Here is a 20630-nt window from a genome sequence, read left to right on the forward strand (position 1 = left end):
TCCGCGCATGCGCACCGTCGTCGCCCCCCTCGTCCTGACGGTCCTTCTCCCGGCCGTCGCCATCGTCACCCCCGCCCACGCCGCCGGACCCCTCAAGGTCCGCTCCGCGAAGGCCACCGGCAGTCCCGTCATCACCGCGGACGGCAAGGCGAAGGTGCCGATCCGGGTCCGCGTCACCGGGACGCGGATCACCGACGTCGACGCGACGCTCCGGCTCCCCAATGGCAAGGGCTTCGCTCTCGTCAGTGATCTGAAGCGTGCCTCGGGGACCGCCGGAGACGGCATCTACAAGGGCACCGCCGTCCTCGACAAGGCCGACTGGGGAGGCAAGTACACCCTTGAGGTCGGCGCCACCGACGGCACTTCGGGGAACGCGTACTACGACTTCGTCATCCACCGGAAGGCCGGCGCCATCACCGTCAGGCGTGCGGCGAAGCTGTCTTCGACGTCCCCCGCCCGGGCCGTCAAGGGGGCGAAGGCGAAGGCGAAGGGGACGGTCAAGGGACTCACCCTCAAGGGCGGCTTCTCCGGGTTGAAGGGAGCGACCGTCCAGATCTGGTTCCGGCCCAAGGGCGGAAAGGCCGTCCGGTTGGGGACGGCCAAGACCAACGCCAAGGGCGCCTACACGTTCACGTTCAAGGCCTCGGCCGACGGCTCGGTGTCCGCGCGGTTCCCCGGTGGAACCCAGTGGCAGAAGCGCTCGACGGCATGGAAGGCCCTCGACGTCACGTGAGGCCGAGCCTAGGGCGGCCGGCCGCCTAGTTCGCGGCCGTCATCCTGCGGGCGTTCCCGGCGAGCGCGACGACGAGCAGGGTCGCGAAGAACATGCCGAGCACCACCATGGACGCGCCGACGGCCCACAGGCCGCTGTCGTCGTCGGACCAGTCGTAGACGACGGCGGCGAACATGCCCAGGGTCGGGCCGAACGCGGCGAGCGCGCCGAAGCGCACGGCGCCGCCGATCAGGAGCGCGGCGAGGACCACGACGAGCCCGGCGACCTGCCAGGCCTGGTACGGGCCGGACACCGAGCCGTCAGGCGCGGTGTCGTACCGCTGGTCCCAGCCGAGCCAGGCCGCCCAGTTGGCGGCGGCGGCGAGGGCGAGCAGGAGAAAGGGGGCGGCATTACGGGAGATCTGCTGCATGTCACCCAGTCTTGCCACTCCCGTCCGGCCCGCCCAGGGTGCGGATACTCAACTGCGGATGAGTACCGGGGCGACATAGGCTGGAGCGCATGTTGACGCTGATGGCCGTGCACGCCCACCCCGACGACGAGGTGATCGGCACCGGGGGAGTCTTCGCCCGCGCCGCCGCCCTCGGTATCCGGACCGTCCTGGTCACCTGCACGAACGGGGAGCAAGGCGACGGACCGGGCGGGGTCAAGCCCGGCGAGGAAGGCCACGACCCGGCCGGGGTCCGCGAGACCCGGCTGAAGGAACTCGCCCGCTCCGCCGAGATCCTCGGCATCGAACACGTCGAACTCCTCGGCTACGCGGACTCCGGCATGGTGGGCTGGGCGGCCAACACCGCCCCCGGCTCGTTCGCCGCCGCCGACCTCGACGCCGCCACCGACAAGCTCGTCGCCCTCATGGAGCACTATCGCCCGCAGGTCGTCGTCACCTACGACGCGAACGGCAACTACGGCCACCCCGACCACATCCAGGCACACCGCGTCGCCGTCGCCGCCGCCGAGCGCAGCGGCATCCCCGAGCGGCTGTACGCCACCGCCATGCCCCGCTCGGCCATGGCCGAGATGGGCCGGATGGCCCGCGAGCAGGAGTGGGGCCTGGACTGGCCCGAGCTGGAAGAGGGCGCCGAGCCGGAGTTCGGCACCCCCGACGAGCTCGTCACCACTGTGGTGGACGTCACCGAGTACTTCGAGCGCAAGGCCGAGGCCCTCCAGGCGCACGCCAGCCAGAGCGACGGCTCCTTCCTGTTCACCCTGCCCAAGGAGGCCCAGCTGATGTTCCTCGGCCACGAGGCCTTCTCCCGCATCCGCGGCGAGACCACCGCCGACACCGAGGACCTCTTCGCCGGCCTCACCTGAGGGGGGTTGCGGGAGGTCGGGGACGTCCTGCTATATTTCGGGCCAGGTCATGAGTGCCAGCGTCAAGCCCCGGCTTGCTGGCCGCCAACCCTCCTCCGCGGCGGGGTGGTCCGGGTGACGACCAGGCCCGACGCAAAGGCGCCGGGCAAGCGCGGATTCCCCGGACGGCGTTCCCGGAATCCATGAGGAGCCCGGGAGGCCCCCATGACCGTTCTCACGTCACTTCCCGCCGTCGTCGGCCTTGACGCCCCCGTCCCCGTCCGCGACGGGTTCACCGGCTACGCCAACTTCGACTACGCCGCCTCCGCGCCCTGTCTCCAGGCGGTGGCCGACGCCGTGGCGCAGGCCCTGCCCTACTACAGCAGCGTCCACCGGGGCGCGGGCTACGCCTCCCAGGTGACGACCCGCGCCTACGAGGACGCCCGCGAGACCGTCCGGGAGTTCCTCGGTGGGCCGCAGTCGGTGATCTTCACCCGCAACACCACCGACGCGTTCAACCTCCTCGCCCGCGCCGTGCCGCAGGGCACGTCGGTCGTGGTGTTCACCTCCGAGCACCACGCCACCCAGCTGCCGTGGCGCCGCGCCGTCCGGCTGCCGATCCCCGCGAGCCCGGCCGAGGCGCTCACCGCCGCCGAGAACGCGCTGCGCGCCTGCCCGGAGGGGCCGCGCCTGCTCGTCGTCACCGCCGCGTCGAACGTCACCGGGGAGCTGTGGCCGATCCGCGAGCTCGCCGACGTCGCCCACCGCTGCGGCGCCCGCATCGCGATCGACGCCGCCCAGCTCGCCCCGCACCGTCCGTTCGACGCCGCCCCGTACGACTACGTGGCCCTGTCCGGCCACAAGCTGTACGCGCCGTTCGGCGCAGGCGTCCTCGCGGGCCGCGCCGACTGGCTGCGCGCCGCCGACCCGTACCTGCGCGGCGGCGGCGCCACCCGCAGTGTCACCGCCGAAGGCGCCGTCGCCTGGGCCGCCGACCCCGAGCAGCGGCACGAGGCGGGCACCCCCAACGTGCTCGGCGCGATCGCCATCGCCGCGGCCTGCCGCGCCCTCACCGACTGGCACGGCATCGTCGCCGAGGAGGAGCGCCTGCTCGCCCGGCTCCGCGACGGCCTCGCCGCTCTGCCCGGCGTCCGCGAACTCTCCCTCTGGGGCCCCGGCCACCCCCGCGTGGGCATCGTCTCCTTCACCGTCGACGGCCACAGCGCCCGCTCCGTCGCCGAATACCTCTCCGACGTCCACGGCATCGGCGTCCGCGACGGCAAGTTCTGCGCCCACCCCCTCGTCGCCACCCTCACCTCCTCCCCCGAGACCACCGCCCTCCGCGCCAGCCTCGGCCTGGGCACCACCGACGAGCACGTGGACCGCCTCCTCACCGCGCTCTCGACCCTCCCCGCCTGACCGCTTCCCGCCTGGCCCCCTCGCCGTCCGCCCCCACCCCTCTCGCCGTCCGACCTCACGCTCCTCGCCGTCCGACCCCGTGGCCCGTCCCGCGCCTGGTCGGCTCGGCGGGTCTCGGTTCGTTGGGGGAGCAGGTCGTGTCGGGGTTGTCGGGCGGACTGCGGACGGTCACGATGGTGGGGCCGATGGGGGTGGGAGTTGCTGGGGCGGATCAGTGTGGAATGGGCGGAAGAGCCCTATCCGGTACTCGGAGACCGGGAAGGGCTGCCCGCCGGGATGCTCATGGAGGAGCTCGCGGGCCTCTGGGACCTGCTGGCCGACAGCCTCACCCGGATGGGGCCCGGCTGCCTGTGGCCGGGGGCGCTGCGCTGGCACGCGACCTACGGGTGGCAGGTGCTCGAAGTGCCCCCGCTCGGCTCCGGCGAACCGCCTCTGCCGGACACTCCGGGCGCGCGGGCGCGCGACGTCTGGGCGATCGTCCACGGCCTCGTGCGGGTCGCGGCGGGCCGGCCGCCCCGTGACCTCGGCGACGTGTTCGCCCTGCTCGACCTGCACGCCGGGGAGTTCCCGCACGGGCTCGACGCGATCGTCCGCGCCCTGCTCGTCGGCGCCGACCCGCGCGCGGTCCTCGCCGCGGTCCGGACCGAAGGCGAAGACGGCGAGGTGCGCGTGCGCCCCGCGGCCGAGACTGCGGTCGGCTCGCGCAAGGCCAAGGGCGACCCCGAGATGGACAACGAGGACGCCTTCGCCGTCGTCCGCGACATCCACGGCGCGGTCCTCCTCGTCGTCTGCGACGGCGTCACCGGCGAAGGCGACGGTTCGGGCGCGCGGGCGGCCCGGGCCGCGGTCGAGGCGGTCCGCGCCTACTTCTGCCGGGACGACCACCAGGGCCTCACCGCGGGCGTCGCGGTCGCCGACACCGCGGTGAACGCGCTGACGAAGGGCGCCTCCACCTTCCTGGGCGCCTCCGTGGCCCCCTCGGGAGAAGTGGACCTCGCCCTCGTCGGCGACAGTCCCGCCTGGCTGGTCCGGAGGCTCCCCGACGGCGCGCGGATCGCCTTCCGGCTCACCCCCGACCAGACCGTCCTCGCCGAGGAGATCCGTACCGACCCGGCCGCCCAGTGGGGCGGATCGCTGCTGACAAGGCACCTCGGCGGCTACGCCGACGAACCTTTCACCACGTCGGTGCAGACCGTCCCCGGTGACCTCCTCGTCCTGCTCAGCGACGGCGCCGCCGTGCCGTCGGACACCTGGTTCGGCGACGACCTCGCCGCACTCGCCTCCGCCCACCCCTCGGCCCCCGGCCTCGCCGCCGCACTCGTGGCCCGCGCCGAGAACCTGGGCGGCCGCGACAACGCCACCGCCCTCATCGCCGAAATCCTCCCCTGACGGTGCTGAGCGCTTCCGATCACAGCACCACGCGGGGCAGTTCGGGGGCCTTCGCCCGCTTCTGCCATTCGCGGGGATAGCCCAGCGACACCTCCTCGAACCTGACGCCGTCGTACCGGGTCTCGCGCGGGATGTGCAGATGACCGTAGATCATCGTCTTGACGTTGAACCTGCGATGCCAGTCGGCCGTCGCCGTCGTTCCGCACCACTGCGCGAACTCCGGATACCAGAGCACCTCGGTGGGGTTGCGCACCAGCGGCCAGTGGTTCACCAGGACCAGCGGCACTTCCGGGTCGCACGCCGCGAGCCGCCGCTCGGTGAGCGCCACCCGAGCCGCGCACCAGGCCTCGCGGCTCGGGTACGGATCCGGGTGCAGCAGGTTCTCGTCGACGCACACGATGCCCGTCTCGTACGCGTATGCGAGTCCCTCCTCCTTGGTCGTGCACCCCGGCGGAAGGAACGAGTAGTCGTAGAGCAGGAAGAGCGGCGCGATGAGAGCGGGGCCGCCGCTTCCCTCCCACAGGGGATACGGATCCTCCGGCGTGACGACGCCGAGACCCCGGCACATCTCGACGAGGTACTCGTACCGGGCGACTCCGCGCAGGCCGTCGGCCGCGTCCCGGACCGTCCACAGCTCGTGGTTCCCGGGGACCCAGACGACCTTCGCGAACCGCCGCGTGAGAGTGCGCAACGCCCACTCGATATCGGCCACCTTGTCCGCGACGTCCCCCGCCACGATGAGCCAGTCCTCATCCGACGTAGGCCGCAGACCCTCAGTGACCACCCGATTATCCGCATAAGACACATGCAGATCACTAACCGCCAAAAGCCTAGGTTCCACCCCCACATCATGCCCTCCACTCCCCATGTTTCACGTGAAACATGCCACCCGTTCGCACCCCCGCCGGCTCAGTTCGCCGCCAACCGCCCGAACCACCGCGCCACCGAGTCCTTGTACCCCTGCGGCATCACCAGCCCGGCCACCTCCTCCTCCCGGAACAGCCCGATCTCCTTGTGCTCGTGGCTGATCCGAGGCCCCGTGTTCCCCTCCAGCAACGCGCACCCGTGCGTCACGATGAACACGAACCGTCCCGCCAGCGGCTCGTACACCCACGCGTCCAGCAGCTCCCCGGCCTCGACCCGCCACCCGCTCTCCTCCTCGATCTCCCGCACCACGCACTCCGCGGGCCCCTCCCCGGCCTCCAGCCTCCCCCCTGGCAGCTCCCACTCCTCCCGCTCGTTCTTCAGCAGCAGCACCCGCCCCTCCCCGTCCACCACGACCCCCTTGACCGACACCGGAAAAACCCCAGCCACCCCGACCCCTCTCCCAGTCCCGGCCCCGATCGTAACCCGCCCGCACGACCCCGCAGAAAGTTATCCACAGACCCCGGGACCAACGCTACGTTGCTCCCAGCACCCAACCCCTCAACGAGCGGAACCCCCCATGAAGTGGCTAAAAGCCCTAGGAATCACCGCCTTCTGGTGGCTACTCATCGGCACCGCGGCCGCCCTGGCCGCAGATCTGGCTTTCGGCCTGGACGACTCACTCGCCCGCCTCCTCATCTTCGTGGCCTTCTTCGTCCTCGGCCTCATCCAGGCCATCCGTTACCTCCGCTCCAACGGCGCCAGAGGCCGCATCATCCCCGCCCGCCCCACCCCCTGACCCTCGGGATCCAACGCGGCCCATCGCCGAGATGAACCTCGGCGATGCGCGGCACCCCGACCACCTCAGGCGCAACACCCGCGAGCGCCACCAGAGCCTGTTGCGAGCATCTCGTCGGCGGTGTCCGTCCGCCCAGCGAAATCCTCGATCACCAACCGGAGAGAGGCGGCCTCTTCCAACGCTGCGCCGTGGATTCTCCGCCGACCTCCCGGGCGTCCTCGTGGAGCACATAGGCCCCTCGATGCAAGGCCAAGGCGACCACCCGGTCGAGCGCCCGAAGGTCGTCGGTCTGATCCATGCCGAGGACTTCCGTCGCCACGTCACCGCATTGAGGACGACCCACCAGAACCCGCCGGTGCCGTCTCGCAGAGTCGTCACTCACTCGGGCCGGTCCGCGAAGGCCGTCGAGAGCCCGTCCGATTCCCCGTCGGCGTAGTCGACACCGAAAGATCCCTGCCGCTGAACACCGGACATCCGAGTGACCGCGTTAGGGCTCTCCGCTGCCGCCCGGTCAGCTCGTTGGCGAAGACCACGGCGCCGGCGTCGGTCTGGGCCAGGCAGGTGGCTATCTCCCGCACCTTTCCCGAGGTCATCAGCATCCGTGAGGAGTAAGGCCGATCCATGTTGGCCTTCCCGCCCGAAGACCCGCCCTTCCGGTGCCCGGAGATCCCCCGCCGCTGCACGAACCGCCCCACCACGCTCCCACCGAGTCCGGTCACCTCCGCGGCGAGCGCATCCATGACCTCGCCATGGTCCTTCCGCTTCGCCGAGAACAGCCCGGCGATGACCACACCGTTCGCACAGATCGCCGCCGACGGTTCGAGCACCGCCGAGGGCACGCCCTCACTCCCGCGAACCTTCCGAACCGGTGGGCGCCACCGCGAGTACCGCATGACTCAAGACGCTAGCAACCCGCCTCCACCACCGACCCTGCGATCACCGCCGGCACAGGGCCGACTCGTCGGCGGCCGGGGTCCAGAGCGTCCGGGGGCGGCAGCGGCCTTGGCACCCGATCGGCCACGAGCCGGAGGAGGGCGGGGCCACTGGGCTTCTTCGGCGGCCCGCGGGCGAACCCGGGAGCGTCCTCTCACCCGCCCTCCTTCGCCGCGTAATCCCGCATGGGGCGTCCTGTCCGGCCTTCTGCGGGAGAGTAGCGGGCGCCTCCGACATGTTGTTTCGGCTTCCGGCCAATGCCAATCGATCCCGTCAGAAGCCGTTGAGGTCGGGCGCGGGAGGGTTGGGATGGTCTAGAAAGTGGCCCGGCATTCGGCGTTCCTCGGAGGTAGGGTCCTGCGCCCCAGCCGTTCTCGGCACCGAACTAGATGATCTGTCGGTATTCGGGGCTGAGGCCCCCTGGCCGACCCGTGACTTCGTAACACACTGAGGGCCGTGATCCAATGGATCACGGCCCTCAGCGGCTGGTCGGGGTGGCGGGATTTGAACCCACGGCCTCTTCGTCCCGAACGAAGCAAATCGCGATCTTCACAGGTGCCGATCAGGCTTTGACCTGCTCTGAGAGTCCGCAAAGGTCTGTCAGGGTCCGTGCTCGCCCATCGCAGTTGTCACTCACTTCGTCACCCACCTTGGCTGGCTCACCCGGTAGCAAGACAGCCCGGAAGGTAGGTGCCTTTAGGCCCCGAGAACAGGAAGCGGCCCCTCAACCAATCATCCCGGCCACACGCCAGCCTTAGGCTGCGCCGCACTGATCGGGGTCCAGTCAACAGTCTCTGGTTGTTTGCACCGGTTCGGCCCATCAGCCCTACTCCCCGTGGCTCCCGCAGAAGCAGCCTGCGTTCCTCGGCACTGGTCCGAAGTGTTCGTTAGGATGAACGGCGAACCCGATCGCGTTCCTAATTGCTGAGTAACGTGATCGGGGAAATTACCTAATCGTTTCCGTAGTCCGGCTCATAGTCCTCCAAGTAGCGATCTTGGATGCTGGTCTCGACCGTCCATGTGCGTTGCTGCTCAAGGTCAGCGGCGGCGATCTCCGAATTGCTCGTCAGGCTCAAGTTGCAGCCGGGGCAAGCGAGTGCAGTCGCCAAGTAGACGACATCACGAACTATTTGATCGTCGATCAGTTGCTCACGAGTGGCTCTGGCAAGCTCAAGCGTTTCGTCAGCATCGGAACCACAGGCCGGGCACGGAACCTTTTCAGTGATTCGCTCTTTGAGAGCTTCGTAATCCTTCATCGTCCACGCCCAACTCGGGAACATCTTTGCAGGTGGAGCCTCCTGAGGTGGTGCTGAAGGCAGGGAGTTGAAGTATGCTTTCGCCAGCCTGATTCGCTCGGAGACTTCATGCCTAAGCTTCTTGTCCGCTTCGGCGGCAAGTCCACGGCCGTGGCGCATGAGCTCTTCGCCTACAACATCGTCGGGATCGAGGTGGAGATGTGCGCACAGCACTTCAGTGACGCGAACGAATTTCGGCAACCAGTGGTGATCAGAAATGTTGAGAGCTGAGCTACTTGTGTGCAGCTCTGCGTTTCTGAGCCCAAGCAAGTAAGCCGCTTCTTCATCGACCGTGGCGAAATCCGGAACGATCCTGGATAGACGTAGCCTTACAGTGGTAGCAGTGATCGACTTGGGTTGGGGTAGCGCGCCGTCTTTGCGGGGAGCAGCGGGGTACCCGGCTGCGTGCATGATTGAATCCCCGGTCGGATCAGCAAGCAGCGTGGGGTGAATCTTGGCCAACGGGGACCGCATTAGAAACTCCAGCCCGAGAAGGAGCCACGTGACTGCTGCGTCATCAGCACTATGTGCGCTCTCCGCCCGGTGGAAGTAAAGCTGGGCTTTGGCTACAAATCCTTCATAATCCCACATTAGCTGCTCCAGACATAAGTGCGTTCCAAGATCCGGTTCACACCATCAGGAACCGGCGGGCGGCGGTGCAGCATCCGGAAATTATCCAGGATCAACATTCGCTCTGGATGCCAGTTCACGTGCGTGGTAGCTGCTTGCTCCTCAACATCTTCAACGGTGATCCCCATTCTCGGCGTGCAGATCCGAGGATCCCAGCGGAGTCTCAATTCACCGTCCGGTAGCGTGACCACCGCAGGAAGATGCCGGGCACGTCCTGCCTTGTCGACCACTCGCAGTACTGTCCTCCGGAGCGAGGCGATCAAGCCGGACGACGGCATGAGAACCTCTGTTGCAGTGGGCGCTTCGATCTCTACGGCGCGCATGAGTATCCACCGTGGTGGACGTGTAGAGACTGCTCCGTCTGTGTGCCAGGGGAAAGCTGAGCGCCCGTAGACACCTGAAAGGCTCCAGGGGGCTGCTGCGGACTGGCTTTGGGCTTCCAGAAGTTGCGTTGGGCCGGCGTCGCCCAAGGTGGGGGCAACGGCGTGAATCGGCATACCGTCGAGCACCGCATAGCCGTGGAAGTCGAGGTGCTCTTGCCAGGCAGATTCTGCCTGCTTACTACGTGTGGTCAGCGCAAACCCCAGGTTCCAGATATCACTCGCTTGCGTAGCCTAGCGTTTCTGGTTCCTGAAACATGTGCGATGGCTAAATTGTTGTCCAACCAAACAGCGGGCCCGCGTTGTGTCCCGGCTTGCTGGCTGCCCCGACGCGGCCGCCCCGTGAGGACATCTGGGGGCCAGTCGCTTCCGCTCGACGGGCACCTAAGGTCTGGCAGAGTCCGCGCTCGTCCATCCCGGGTGTCACTCTCTGGTCCCGCGAGTGCGCTGGACCTCGGTTGCCTGAGCTGGCTCTGCTGGGCTCAGGCTCGTGCTGCTGCGTCGTTTGTTGCAACGATCCTTATAACCCAAGCCGGATCAACGCCCTGCGCAAGGACCTTGTGATCAGAGCGGATACGGGAGTCGAACTCGCGCGGTCAGCTTGGGAATTGCCTGGATCTAGCCCCGCATAGCCTCTGAGCTGCGGGGCGATGTTATCTGTAAGTCCCCCCGACGGGGCTTGATCACCCTGCCTAATGGCACGCTAATGGCCTGCGATTGAGGCCCCTAGCTGGGCTTCCCCTTGTCCACCAGGACGCCGTCGATCTCGACGTTTTCCCACCATGCTGCCGCGCCTACCCGCGCTCGTTCCGGAGGGCTTGACCGCGCGAACGGCCAGACGGTGTGACAGAGAGAAGCGCGCGGTCGAGTCCTCCGGCTGGCGGGGGGCTGGGGGCCGCGGCCCCCGCTTCGAGCTCGAGCAACCACAGTTGCTCAGAGCAGCTGTTTACAAGCAAGATCAAGACTATTTACACCCGTCTACATCTGCCTTCTGAGCTGGGCTAGGACCGTTCTTGAGTCCATTCTCATCCGTCACCGTTCAAGCGTGCTGATAGCACTACGTTAGCAAAATCGGCGGGCGGCGGACCAATACCTGACCACGCTCCCATGCTAGCGATCGATGGATTCAAGACGTTCAACATCAACAATAATCTCCTGAACATTTGAGTACCGAAATCCAACATCACTATTTGTACATTTGTGAACAATCTCACCTACGTCATCAGCCACTTTTGCCAGAGATTCTCTTCCTGTGAATATGTAAGATAGTATCCATCCTATTGCATATACTTCATTCGGCATTCCATATTCCCTAAAACTGGCCAGCATAGGGTCACGTATGGTGCCGCGCATCTCGGTGTGCGTACGAGTAAAATTCGATGTGTGGTCTTTGGCTAGGCCAAAATCAGAGAGTTTAACCAGTACTGCGTTACCCGCATAAACCTTAAGGAGAATATTCTGGAGACCAAGGTCGCGGTGAAATAGCCGCTGGCTATGAGTATAGTTGATTCCATAAAGGAACTGAAGCGCAATCCGCTTACGGGTGCCGAAACTGAGTTTGTTATTTCGCTTTCGAATAAAGTCACGCAACGTCTCGTTGCAAAACTCCATCTTGTACTCATTGCGGGCTTCGTCATATTCGTAAGCCTCGACAACATACGGAAAGCTAAGTCGCCGCAGAATTTTGAACTCTTCTTTAAACCTATGCAAATCTCGTTCGTCTAGACCCTTTTTTGCTCGCTTAACGGCAAATTTGATATTATAATCGGGATCTACAAACGAGAAAACATGAGCATACGAACCTTCCCCTATAAGCTGGAGTTTGGCCGTTGTCCTTTGCTTCTTGATTGCTATGGCCGTCTCGGGCTGAGAAAATACCGGCTCATATCTGAAAATCTCGATGTACTCGAAACCCTCAGGAATTTCACTTCCGTGAGTCATTGCAAGCCATGGCTTGCATCGCCGTATGACTGCGTCGTAGTAGTCAATGAAAAGAATATTGAAACCGGCTCTGCGCAATATGCTAAGCGTTTCGGATAGCTCATCAATTAGCGCTATCAGTGCCCGACTATTGTCGGCCCAGTAGTGGCGACCTGACTTCGCCCTGCCATTGATCGCTATGAAATGCTCGTTTAGCTTCTCGTGCAGGCCCGCAAATATCCTCCCGAATCTTCCTTCGTCAGTGTAAAGACGCAGGAATTCTTTCGAGACGGATTCATTTGCGTATTTGTCGGTGAGATCATCCAGCATCATTTCTACCGGATCAGCCATGCTCTATTGACCTCCTCGTATATCTTGAGCCAGAAGTCTCCTAGCCTACCGGGCGAGGAAAGTCCCGGATCGGGAGCGGCGTGGTAAATGGTTTATTCACCGACCTCAGTCAAGCTGGCATCGTAGAGCTGCCTCATCCAGTAGGCGTCATTTTCCTGAACGCCTATTACGCCGAGAAGATGGTGATTGGCTGGGTGCTGTCGTCAACTATTGTCCAAGGGGACTCAAACTGAACCCGGGCATCTGACTTCTTAGCGAACCTCCTAACTCTCTCATCAAGAAGGTCAAGAGAATCAGGACTTGATCCCCTTGTAAACGCCACATGGCATGACAGCGCGGCATTAATGAGAAAATGGAACGCTTCGACTACCCTAGTCGAATCCGACTTGGCTGAGATGGATATGTCCAAATGGTTTGCAGAGTGACAACCGAAAAATATGATGAGATCACGGATTTCTATGTTGTTACTGATCCAGTCGCGCCAAATCTGCTCTACGCGAAACGATCCGCCTTCTCTTGCGTAGATGATCAGATGCCATATATAGCCCTCAGATCCTGCGATTTCCGGAGTCGACGGAGTGCTATCAACCCAGGGCCGTGCTGAGTATTTGATTTCGATTTCTGTTTTGTAGCGTCTAGATGCGTGGTCTACTAGAAAATGCCCTTGGTGGTTTCCGTTAATCCATGCGTCAACCACTGGATCTCCGGTGAGATCTACTGGAGAGAATTGTCTATTGTAGGCAGACAGCGCCTTGAATGAACCGTGTTCAAGATCCCGAAGAACTTGACGAACTTTTGCTAGATCATCCTCATGAGGCCGGCGGCAATGGGCGATATGCTTTCTGATTTTCTTGAGCTCGAAGGCTCTGCCATTCCAGACGCGGTGATCCATCGTTACTGGTTCAAGAATATTCCTGTACTCTTCCGCGCCTACCAGGTCAAGCAGTGGTCCGACGTCTAGATAAGCCATGCGTAGCCCCATATCGGGGCTTGCCATGTAACTGAGACCCTGGTCGTTATTCTCGTATTTTTCCGCTTGCCTTGGAAGATGATCAGTCCAGGCATCGCCATATTTGGCGCGGAGTTCCACGTAGACAAGTGATCGGAGCCATGTCTCAAGCTGCCACCAACGAGCATGGAGAACCGTAGATATGGGTGGAACATCTGAACGCCATAGTTTCTCTAGCTCCTGGCCAAGGGGTGTTTCGTCAACATAGGGTCTCTCTGAAACCATAGAGCGAGGATACTTGGCCATATGTAAGGTGCGCTCAGATTTTAGAGTTTTCGCATGTAGCCGAGAAGCGTGCCGGTCCGTTCGGGTCGGGTCGGCCCGGAGAGGCCGCATGCCCGGCCCGCGCGGATCGGCCCCGGCCGCGGAGCGGGCGGGCTTGAAACCGTAGAGAAAGTTCTCATCCGGGTGGGCTGGTGGTGTGGAGCTGGTTGGTTGTGGTCCTGGTGGGCTGGACGGGGGTGGTAGAACGCTGGCATGGGTGGGGAGAGGCTTCGTGAGCTTGGGGCGGAGATTCGGCGGCTGCGGGGGGCTGCTGGGTTGTCGGGTGTTGAGGTGGCGCGGAGGGCTGGGGTTACTCAGGCGACGGTTTCTCGGGTGGAGACGGGGCGTCGGGTGGGGGATGTTGAGGTGGTCGTGCGGGTGCTTGAGGCGTTGGGTGGGGATGAGGCGCTCGGGTTGGTGAGGGTTGCTCGTGAGGCTTATGTGGAGACTGCGGGCAGGCGGGTGGATGCTGGGACGTCGCTTCGTGCTGGGGCTGCGGCTGGGACTGTCGAGCGGGTTGAGGTTGTTCGTGGGGTCGGTGTGGGGGTTGTGCCTTCGGTGCTGAGGACGGCGGAGTACTCAGTCGCGGCTGGCCTTGGTGGGGGTGGGGTGGACCTGGCGGGTAAGCGGGTGGAGGTTGTGGTGGGTGAGGGGGTGCTTCGGGCTTGGCCGGGGTCGGGGGAGTGCATGGTGGGGCAGTTCGCGCGGTTGGTCGAGGTGGCTGGGCTGGAGGGGGTGGAGTTCGGGGTGGTGCCGTTGAACCGGCCGGGTGGTGGGTTGCCGGCGCATGGGTTCACGGTGCTCGGGGAGGAGGCGGTGGTGGTCGAGACGTATACGCGGGAGCTGACGCTGACCGCGGCCTCTGATGTTGGGGCGTACCTGCGGGCGTTCCAAGAGGTGAAGGGGCGGGCGGTCTTCGGGGTGGAGGCTGTGGCTCTGGTGGAGCGGGCTGGGCTGGACCTGGCCGACGTCCTGAGGTCTATACAGCGAAAACATTGAATAATCATGACTGGCTGGCTTACCCTGCCAATCCGACGGGTGTTTAGACCCCTAGACGGATAGGCGGTGATGACCGTGGGCCGGTGGTCTCGGATGTTCGATGGGGATGCTGCGGAGTTGGTGAACGCTCGGCGGTTCGTCCGGGATGTGGCCGCGGGGCATGAGGCCGGGGCGTTGTACCGGGCGGTGCTGGCCATGAACGAGTTCGCTACGAACGCGATTCAGCACACGGTCAGTGGGTTGCCGGGTGGGCGGTTCGTGGTGGAGGTGGAGAGGTTCGACGACTCGATCAAGGTGGGGGTCGTCGACTTCGGGGCGCTGACCTGTCCGGTTGCGGCTGACTGGGATGACGAGTCCGAGGATGGGCGGGGGCTCGCGATGGTCGCGAAGCTTGCCGACAAGTGGGGCGTGGACGAGGTACGGGTGGGGCGGAGGGTGTGGGCGGTCTTTCCTGATGATCCGGAGGAGGGGGCGGTGGCGGGCGGGGTTTGAGGGATGGGTGGGCCTCCTATACCTCGGCGGCGGCGGAAGATCCAGGCGGTGGACTCCTCGACGGGTGATCCACTTCTCCGGGCTGTGTCTAGGGTCCTAGACTCGGTGATGAGCGGAGGAGGCGGTGACATGCCGGGCGAGTTCGAACGGATCTCGCGGATTCAAGATCCGTATGAGCTGCTGCGGGCTACTACCTCGCGGCTGGCTGAGGCGCAGCAGGAAGTGACTGAGCTGAGTCGGCTTCGGCGACGCCTGATTCAGGATCTTCACGCGCAAGGGCTGTCGTACGCGGATATCGCGAAGGAAGCGGGCTTGAGCCGGGGGCGGATTCACCAGATCCGGCATACGGGGCCGGCGCCGGAAGGGGCGTTCCTCGGCGTGGGGAACGTGACCGTGGTGACGCCGTTGCGGCCTGACCCGGTTTCCGACCGGACGTATGTGGCGCTGGACGACCTCAACACCGGGAAGCAGCTTGAGGAGCTGGCGCGGACGTTCGACCTCAAGGTCGACTATGACCATGTCTCAGTCGACGGGGTCGTGGATCTCAACCGGACGGGGCTGCTCGTCGTCTGCGGGCCGCGGATGTCCGAGGCCGTGCGGGAGACGTATGCGAAAGACCCGGTGATTGCGTGGGAGCGCGATGACGTGGGCTGGCTGCTGCGGGACACGCGGACGGGCCAGGGCTACCGATCCGGGCAGGAAGAAGAACCGCAAAGGCCCTATGACGTCGGCTACCTCGGGCGGCTGCCTCGGCCGGATGGGCAAGGCAACATCCTGGTGATCGCGGGTGTCCACCCTGAGGGGTCCTTGGGGGTCGTCCACCTGCTGACCACGGACATCGGGTCGTTGTGGGGGCAGGTCGGCGATGAGGCGTTCTCCGTCGTCGTGGGGACCGAGTACGACGCGCAGACGCATGAGCCGGTGCGGACGGAACTGCTCACGCCGGTCTACAAGCACGCATAGGTACCGTGGGGCGCGTGCGCATTCACGTCTCCACCCTGGCCGGCCGCGTCGATCATCCCAATGAGGACTTCGCCGCGGTCGGTGCTGGTTCTGCCGTCCTGATCGATGGGGCCGGGGCCCCGGCCGGGCTTGACAGTGGGTGCGTTCACTCGGTCGCCTGGTACGCGCGGACGCTCGGCGGGCTGCTCGTGGCCGAACTCGCCGACCCGGCCGTTCCGATCGTCGACGCGCTGGAGGCGGCGATCAAGCGCGTAGTGGAAGCGCATGGGGAGCCGTGCGACCTCGGGAACCCGCATTCGCCTTCGGCTACCGTGCTCGCGGTCCGTGCCAACGGGGACGTGCTGGAGTACGTGGCGCTCGCGGACTCGACGGTCATCGTGGAGTTCCACCAGGGCGAACCGCTGATCGTCACGGATGACCGGATCGAGGATGTGAGGGGCCGGGTCATCGGGACTGCGGGCGACGCCTCGCTGATCGGTGAGGACGGGTACGCGGACGGGCTTCTCACGCGGGTGGAGAAGATGGCCGCGCACCGGAACAAGGTCGGCGGATTCTGGGTTGCGAGCACCGATCCCGGTGCGGCCTATGAAGCGGTGGCCGGCGCTGTACCGCTCGCGGACGTCAAGTCCGTGACGCTGCTGACGGACGGGGCCACTCGTTTGGTCGACCTTTTCGGCGTCGCCTCATGGGGCGAACTGCTGCGCGTCGTCGCCGATGACGGCGCTGAGGCGCTGATCCGCTGGACTCGGCAGGTTGAGGCGAGTGACCCGGACGGGTCCCGGTGGCCTCGCGGCAAAGCCTTCGATGACGCGACGATTGTGCGCTGGACCGATGAGCTACCTGGAACCTCTCATCGTTCTCCGAAGTAGCGATCCCACCAGCTGACTCGCTGACCAGGCGTGCGGAGAAGGGTTTGTCCCTCGTATTCGTTCTCGATGAGTTCCTCGGGGATCACCACGTAACCGAGACCGGTTAGTGCAGCACGGGTGGTGGCCAGGTCGGTAGCGTCCAGCACGCCTTCCTGCTGTGCTTCTTCGGTACCGAGGTAAGCCCTGGGGTTGTCAGCGCAGATCAGGGCGAGAGAGCCGAACTTGCTGACGCACACCACGATGCGGGTTCCGGCGATCGTCGCCTTGTCCGGGATGGTGATGCGGCCGTATTCGCTGGAGTCCTGTACGTCCTGCTCAGACACGCAAAGGCTCTCAAAGGCGACATTGAGGCGGGCTAGAAGGTCAGCAAACAGCCGTCCCGTCTTTCGAGGGTCGTAGCCGCGCGGCCACTCGATCCACTCAGGGTCGTCCAGTTCATGCAACAGCTTCAGAGCGTCCGCATCGTTCTCCGCCATGGCCGCATCATCGCGCACCGGGGGCGGAATCGCGCTGATCAGACTTCAAGGGCAGCTCTGTCGACCCCCCTAGACAGAAGCCGGTGCGTCGCCTACTCTGATGTGAGTAGCCCCCTAGACAGTCATCTTCGACGATGCGGGTGTCTAGGGGGGTCGACAAAGATTCTTGGGAGGTAGCAGGTGCGCAGCATCCCGGTTGACCTGGGGCGGTTCATCTTCGTGTGCGTGGCGCCGCCACGGCCGAAGCTGCTGAGCATGGAGACGGGGGAGGTGAAGCAGGACAAGGAGGGGAACACGGTCTTCACCGTGGGGCTGTCGGTCGCCGACAACGAGTCGGGGCGGGTGGAGCTGGTGAACGTCGCCGTCTCGGGGGACCCGGGGTTGAGCATCGGGCAGATCGTGACGCCGGTCCGGCTCGTGGGGTTCCCGTGGGAGCAGCACATCAACGGGGTTCTCAAGTGGGGGATCGCGTTCAAGGCCGACCGGATCGTTCCCGCCGGCGCGGACGTGCAGGCGGCCTGAGATGGCGGCGGAAAACGTCCTGGTGCTCGTGGTCCTGGTCGCTGCGGCGGCCGGGGCCGCGGCCTGGCGTCGGCTGGCGCCGGGTTCGTTCTGGTTCTGCGTCGGGTTCCCGGTGCGGTGGGCCTGGGTGTTCGCGACCTGGCCGAAGGTCGCGGCGGGCTGCAAGCTGTCGCGCAAGCGAAACCGGCTTCGCTGGTCGCTGGAGGTGGTGCCGCTGGTGTCGACCTCGGCGTCGACGTCCTACACGCAGCGGCGCAAGGTTCGGACGGTGGCGGTGGACAAGGCTCCGCGGTTCGGGCTGCCTCGTCCTACCTCGCTCGGCTGGCGGGTCGGGGTGCGGCTGCACGACGGGCAGGTTCCCGCGGACTACCAGGCGGCGGCCGAACGGCTCGCGCACGCCTGGGGGGTCCACTCCGTCCGCGTCTTGCCCGACAAGCCCGGCCGCGTCGTCCTCGTCGTCAACCGGGTCGATCCGCTCACTGACGTCACGGCCTCGCCGGAGACCGGGGAGTTGCTGACGGTGCGGCCGGGGATGCTGGAGACCGGGATGCCCTGGATCATGGACTTGAAGGTCATGCCGCACTGGCTCAACGCCGGCGCGACCCAGTCCGGAAAGTCCACGCTCGTCAACGCCATCATCCGCGGTCTCGCGCCCCAACCCATCGCGCTCGTCGGCTTCGACCTCAAGGGCGGCGTGGAACTCACTCCCTACGCGCCTCGGCTGTCCGCGCTGGCGACGACGCGGGCAGGCTCGGTCCGACTCCTTGACGGCCTGGTCTCGATCCTGGAAGACCGGATGACCCTCTGTCGGACCGCCGGTGCTCGCAATGTCTGGCAGCTTCCCGAGGAGATCCGGCCCGTGCCGGTCGTGGTCCTGGTCGATGAGGTCGCGGAGCTGTTCCTCATGGCCGACAAGTCCGAGAAAGACGAAGTCGCCAAGACCGCAACCGGCCTGTTGCGAGTCGCGCAGTTGGGGCGGGCGTTCGCGGTCTACCTGATCGTGTCCGGCCAGCGCATCGGCTCTGACCTCGGGCCTGGCGTGACCGCGCTCCGTTCACAGCTGTCCGGGCGGGTCTGCCACCGGGTGAACGATCCGGAGACGGCGAACATGACCCTCGGCGACCTCGACCCCGCTGCCCTCGACGCAGCACGCGCCATCCCCGCCGAGACTCCCGGCGTCGCCATCGTCGCCGGACAGGACGGCACCTGGAGCCGCGCCCGGACGGTCCTGATCACCGAAGACGAAGCAGAACACGCGGCCAAGACCTTCGCCCACCTGACTCCGGCCTGGTCCGACCTCATCCGCTCCCTCACCGGCCCGCGCGCCACGGTCGACGACCCGGCCGTGCACCCTCCTCGCGCCGCGTAGCGCACCCGCTCTCTCCACGGTCGGCGCGACCGCCCTCGCGCCAGGTCCCTACCCGACCCATGCCACAGACCGGAGACCCCGATGCCCAAGCCCGCCCGCCGCTCGAACCCCGGTCGATCGCTCGACCCGGTCACCATCACCACCGACCTCGTCAACGGGCGTCACCTCGCCCGCCGCGTCCGCTGCACCGACACCGCGTCCTCCGACCTGTACGGGTGGGTCGCCACCTGGGCGGACGACCACACCTGCGACGCCGAGATGGTCGCGCTCCTGGCCCTCCTCGACCGGCGGGCGGCGTGATGGGATCGCGCGTCCTGGCTTTCGTCGCCGACTCCGGGCCCGTTCTCGTCCTGGCCGTCATCGCCGCGGCCGGCTCCTTCACCCACATCCGCGACACGGCAGAAGAACACGGTCAGCACGGCTGGATGGCCTGGGCCATCGCCGTCTGCATCGACCTCACCTGCGTCATGGCGGCCGGAGAACGGCAGAGGGACGCCCGGACCGGACGCGACGTCGGCCCGTTCTCGTGGCCGAACCTCGTCCTGTTCGGCGGCATCCTGCTCTCCCTCGGCGCCAACCTCGCCCAAGCCGAACCCACCGCCTGGGGGTGGATCACCGCTGGCACGCCCGCAGGGGCCTTCCTCGTCGCCGTCTCCATGCTGGAGCGGCGCGCCGGTGCCCGGCCCGTGCAGGACGAAGCGGGAGAGACCGTTCCGGCGCCGTCCTCGGCGAGTCCCGAGCAGGACGAACCGTCCTCGCGGCCCGCCCTCGACCCCGGCCCCGGCCAGACAGAAGACAGCCGGCCGTCCTCTGAACCGGATGTTCCGGCTTCCGGTCCGGCTCCTCAGCTCTTGTCCTTTGCCCGGCGCGTGGCCGACGAACACGCCTCGGCTCATGGCAAGCCCATCACCCGCGACGCGCTCCGGGCTCGGCTCGGCGTGTCCAGTCAGCTCGCCTCCGACCTCCTTCGCCTCGTCCGCACCTCCTGAACGGAATCCGCATGAGCAAGCAGATCCTGTCCGCCGACCTGATGCGACGCCTCAACACCATCCGCGGCCTCCGCCAGTTCGCCGACTGGCTGGAGAACAACCCCGCCGCCCCCATCGACGGCCACTGCTTCGACCTCCTGGTCTTCATCCACGACACCGACCACGCCACCGGACCCGCCCAAATCCGGCACCTGTCCACCGCCCTCGGTCTGCCCGTGGAAGAGCGCACCTACGGCGGCCACCTGCTCATCACCACCCACTTCTCCGGCCTCCGCTACCAGATCTGCCACGTCCCCCAGATCACGAACTCCGCCAACCCCGACCCGGCCTGATGACCACTCCGGCAGCTCCTGAGCCCTCGCCGCGGCCCTTCGGCGGCCGTGACCGCTGCTGCGACTGCGGCGGGGCCGGACTCACCAGCGAGGGGGACACCTGCCCCCTCTGCCACGGACACGGCAACACCTGATCCCCGGGAGAACCCATGCTCCGCCGCGCTGGATACCTCGTCGCAGTCCTCGTCCTCCTGCTGTTCGTCCTCCGGCACCCGACCGGCGCTGCGGAAGCCGCTCTGGCCATCGGCCGCGCTCTGGCCGGCCTCGCCGATGCGGTCGCCGTCTTCACCCGCGCCCTCTAGCCCGCTCGCGCTGCTCCGTCCCTGCTGCTCGACCTGGAGGA

Annotated in this window: 24 protein-coding genes and 1 riboswitch; of the genes, 15 read left to right on the top strand and 9 right to left on the bottom strand. The window is 65.9% G+C overall.

Annotated features, from left to right (window positions below; genetic code table 11):
- The first annotated feature begins 7 nt into the window (after positions 1–7).
- Positions 8–733 carry a hypothetical protein gene (locus tag EDD29_RS42425; RefSeq protein ID WP_123669772.1) on the top strand — a complete coding sequence of 242 codons (726 nt, stop codon included), beginning with the start codon at positions 8–10 and terminating at the stop codon, positions 731–733.
- 25 nt (positions 734–758) lie between these two features.
- Here the strand turns inward: EDD29_RS42425 and EDD29_RS42430 are convergent, their stop codons facing one another.
- Positions 759–1142: a hypothetical protein gene (locus EDD29_RS42430; RefSeq protein WP_123669773.1), complete on the bottom strand. Its 384-nt coding sequence runs from the start codon at positions 1140–1142 to the stop codon at positions 759–761.
- 89 nt (positions 1143–1231) lie between these two features.
- On the opposite strand from EDD29_RS42430, the gene EDD29_RS42435 reads away from it, so the two are divergent.
- The 3 genes from EDD29_RS42435 to EDD29_RS42445 all read left to right on the top strand — a co-directional run bounded on the left by EDD29_RS42435 (position 1232) and on the right by EDD29_RS42445 (position 4831).
- Positions 1232–2044, top strand: a complete 813-nt coding sequence (locus EDD29_RS42435; protein WP_123669774.1) for a PIG-L family deacetylase — start codon at positions 1232–1234, stop codon at positions 2042–2044.
- 45 nt (positions 2045–2089) lie between these two features.
- Positions 2090–2202: riboswitch (SAM riboswitch) on the top strand.
- Positions 2203–2248: 46 nt separating this feature from the next.
- Positions 2249–3442 (top strand): aminotransferase class V-fold PLP-dependent enzyme, encoded by a 1194-nt coding sequence (locus EDD29_RS42440; RefSeq protein WP_123669775.1) that lies wholly within the window; start codon positions 2249–2251, stop codon positions 3440–3442.
- A gap of 216 nt (positions 3443–3658) precedes the next feature.
- Positions 3659–4831 carry a PP2C family protein-serine/threonine phosphatase gene (locus EDD29_RS42445; protein ID WP_123669776.1) on the top strand — a complete coding sequence of 391 codons (1173 nt, stop codon included), beginning with the start codon at positions 3659–3661 and terminating at the stop codon, positions 4829–4831.
- 19 nt (positions 4832–4850) lie between these two features.
- Here the strand turns inward: EDD29_RS42445 and EDD29_RS42450 are convergent, their stop codons facing one another.
- Positions 4851–5699: a metallophosphoesterase family protein gene (locus EDD29_RS42450; RefSeq protein WP_123669777.1), complete on the bottom strand. Its 849-nt coding sequence runs from the start codon at positions 5697–5699 to the stop codon at positions 4851–4853.
- 41 nt (positions 5700–5740) lie between these two features.
- Positions 5741–6127, bottom strand: a complete 387-nt coding sequence (locus EDD29_RS42455) for an NUDIX hydrolase (RefSeq protein WP_246053301.1) — start codon at positions 6125–6127, stop codon at positions 5741–5743.
- 148 nt (positions 6128–6275) lie between these two features.
- Here EDD29_RS42455 and EDD29_RS42460 point away from each other — a divergent pair, with 148 nt between their 5' ends.
- Positions 6276–6494: a hypothetical protein gene (locus EDD29_RS42460; RefSeq protein WP_123669779.1), complete on the top strand. Its 219-nt coding sequence runs from the start codon at positions 6276–6278 to the stop codon at positions 6492–6494.
- Positions 6495–6868: 374 nt separating this feature from the next.
- Here the strand turns inward: EDD29_RS42460 and EDD29_RS42465 are convergent, their stop codons facing one another.
- The 5 genes from EDD29_RS42465 to EDD29_RS45125 all read right to left on the bottom strand — a co-directional run bounded on the left by EDD29_RS42465 (position 6869) and on the right by EDD29_RS45125 (position 13237).
- Positions 6869–7387 (bottom strand): HflX-like GTP-binding protein, encoded by a 519-nt coding sequence (locus EDD29_RS42465; protein WP_211360170.1) that lies wholly within the window; start codon positions 7385–7387, stop codon positions 6869–6871.
- Positions 7388–8377: 990 nt separating this feature from the next.
- Positions 8378–9313, bottom strand: coding sequence for a hypothetical protein (locus tag EDD29_RS45120; protein WP_148086285.1), 936 nt, complete (start codon positions 9311–9313; stop codon positions 8378–8380).
- Positions 9313–9675: a TauD/TfdA dioxygenase family protein gene (locus tag EDD29_RS42475; protein ID WP_170201790.1), complete on the bottom strand. Its 363-nt coding sequence runs from the start codon at positions 9673–9675 to the stop codon at positions 9313–9315. The genes EDD29_RS45120 and EDD29_RS42475 overlap by 1 nt, the downstream gene beginning before the upstream one ends.
- A 1167-nt stretch (positions 9676–10842) precedes the next feature.
- Positions 10843–12003: a protein kinase family protein gene (locus tag EDD29_RS42480; RefSeq protein ID WP_123669782.1), complete on the bottom strand. Its 1161-nt coding sequence runs from the start codon at positions 12001–12003 to the stop codon at positions 10843–10845.
- Positions 12004–12169: 166 nt separating this feature from the next.
- Positions 12170–13237, bottom strand: a complete 1068-nt coding sequence (locus EDD29_RS45125; protein WP_148086286.1) for a hypothetical protein — start codon at positions 13235–13237, stop codon at positions 12170–12172.
- 252 nt (positions 13238–13489) lie between these two features.
- On the opposite strand from EDD29_RS45125, the gene EDD29_RS42485 reads away from it, so the two are divergent.
- From EDD29_RS42485 to EDD29_RS42500, 4 genes are all read left to right on the top strand, one after another.
- Entirely contained in the window at positions 13490–14275 is a 786-nt protein-coding gene (locus tag EDD29_RS42485; protein WP_123669783.1) for a Scr1 family TA system antitoxin-like transcriptional regulator, read from the top strand.
- Between the two features lie 69 nt (positions 14276–14344).
- Positions 14345–14767: an ATP-binding protein gene (locus EDD29_RS42490; protein ID WP_246053700.1), complete on the top strand. Its 423-nt coding sequence runs from the start codon at positions 14345–14347 to the stop codon at positions 14765–14767.
- A gap of 129 nt (positions 14768–14896) precedes the next feature.
- The gene (locus EDD29_RS42495; RefSeq protein WP_123669785.1) at positions 14897–15730 is read left to right on the top strand and encodes an RNA polymerase sigma factor sigma-70 region 4 domain-containing protein; all 834 of its coding nucleotides are present in this window, start codon (positions 14897–14899) and stop codon (positions 15728–15730) included.
- Positions 15731–15744: 14 nt separating this feature from the next.
- Positions 15745–16599: a protein phosphatase 2C domain-containing protein gene (locus EDD29_RS42500; RefSeq protein ID WP_123669786.1), complete on the top strand. Its 855-nt coding sequence runs from the start codon at positions 15745–15747 to the stop codon at positions 16597–16599.
- On the opposite strand, the gene EDD29_RS42505 is transcribed toward EDD29_RS42500, so the two are convergent.
- Positions 16581–17075, bottom strand: a complete 495-nt coding sequence (locus tag EDD29_RS42505; RefSeq protein WP_123669787.1) for a hypothetical protein — start codon at positions 17073–17075, stop codon at positions 16581–16583. The genes EDD29_RS42500 and EDD29_RS42505 overlap by 19 nt on opposite strands.
- Positions 17076–17255: 180 nt before the next feature.
- Here EDD29_RS42505 and EDD29_RS42510 point away from each other — a divergent pair, with 180 nt between their 5' ends.
- The 6 genes from EDD29_RS42510 to EDD29_RS46085 all read left to right on the top strand — a co-directional run bounded on the left by EDD29_RS42510 (position 17256) and on the right by EDD29_RS46085 (position 20589).
- Positions 17256–17597, top strand: a complete 342-nt coding sequence (locus tag EDD29_RS42510) for an SCO3933 family regulatory protein (RefSeq protein WP_123669788.1) — start codon at positions 17256–17258, stop codon at positions 17595–17597.
- 1 nt (position 17598) lies between these two features.
- Positions 17599–18966 (top strand): FtsK/SpoIIIE domain-containing protein, encoded by a 1368-nt coding sequence (locus EDD29_RS42515; protein WP_123669789.1) that lies wholly within the window; start codon positions 17599–17601, stop codon positions 18964–18966.
- Between the two features lie 81 nt (positions 18967–19047).
- On the top strand, positions 19048–19266 hold the full coding sequence (locus EDD29_RS42520) for a hypothetical protein (protein ID WP_123669790.1): 219 nt from the start codon (positions 19048–19050) through the stop codon (positions 19264–19266).
- Complete coding sequence (locus EDD29_RS42525) at positions 19266–19955, top strand: DUF2637 domain-containing protein (protein ID WP_123669791.1); 690 nt, start codon at positions 19266–19268, stop codon at positions 19953–19955. Before EDD29_RS42520 ends, EDD29_RS42525 begins: the two co-directional genes overlap by 1 nt.
- 11 nt (positions 19956–19966) lie before the next feature.
- Entirely contained in the window at positions 19967–20287 is a 321-nt protein-coding gene (locus EDD29_RS42530; RefSeq protein WP_123669792.1) for a hypothetical protein, read from the top strand.
- A 149-nt stretch (positions 20288–20436) separates the two neighbouring features.
- The gene (locus EDD29_RS46085) at positions 20437–20589 is read left to right on the top strand and encodes a hypothetical protein (protein WP_170201791.1); all 153 of its coding nucleotides are present in this window, start codon (positions 20437–20439) and stop codon (positions 20587–20589) included.
- Positions 20590–20630 lie beyond the last annotated feature (41 nt).

The sequence above is a fragment of the Actinocorallia herbida genome (assembly GCF_003751225.1).
Taxonomy (GTDB): domain Bacteria; phylum Actinomycetota; class Actinomycetes; order Streptosporangiales; family Streptosporangiaceae; genus Actinocorallia; species Actinocorallia herbida.